The sequence below is a fragment of the Vibrio sp. 1249-1 genome (assembly GCF_033340495.1).
Map to the genome: position 1 here is coordinate 1 of NZ_JAWOWJ010000612.1, position 667 is coordinate 667.

Below are 667 nucleotides of genomic sequence, written 5' to 3' on the forward strand. Positions count from 1 at the left end.
TCCGTGTCTTTAATTCGGCTGTTCGACGCGTCAACGTTTTCGTGGATATTTGCCAAGTTGTTGATGCTGTGGCTCAGACGGTTTTGTTTCGCACCAAGATCCGCACGTTGTGAATCCACGTATTTCAGTGCAGAGTCCAGTACAGAAATCGCGTTCTGAGAGCCTTGAACCGTTGTCATATCAATATCTTGTACTGATGTTCTTACTGGCTCATCGCTTAGGCCTAGCTCAGAAGCAAGACCACCAGAGATCGAGATGTCACCCTGAACGTTTGGATGAGCAACAAAAATTTGCAGCTTGCCATCTTCGCTTACAGACGCGTTGATCATGTCTGATTGACCATTGATGTACGTTGCTAGCTCTTCGATGTCATCACCCGCTTTCGCGTTGATATTGATTTCTAGATCATCAACATTACCATCTTCGTCTTCACCCATGCCAGGAAGCGTGATTTTTAGATCGGCTTTAGTTGGATCAACACCCCAATCTTTACCTTTTCCTACTTCAGAGAAGAATGTCACACCGCCCATACGAGTGTCATCTGCACGAATACTGGTTAGACCCATGATCATCGCTTCACCAGAGCTCGCACCGATTTGGAATGCCGCTTCACCGAATGAGCCGTTCAATAGACGACGGCCACCGAATGATGTGGTTTCTGCGATAC

Annotated in this window: 1 protein-coding gene; it reads right to left on the reverse strand. The window is 46.9% G+C overall.

Going from position 1 to position 667, the window contains the following annotated elements:
* Positions 1 to 667 (reverse strand): flagellin hook IN motif-containing protein (locus R7Z50_RS27935; RefSeq protein ID WP_318149811.1); only part of this gene is annotated, 667 nt, incomplete at both ends.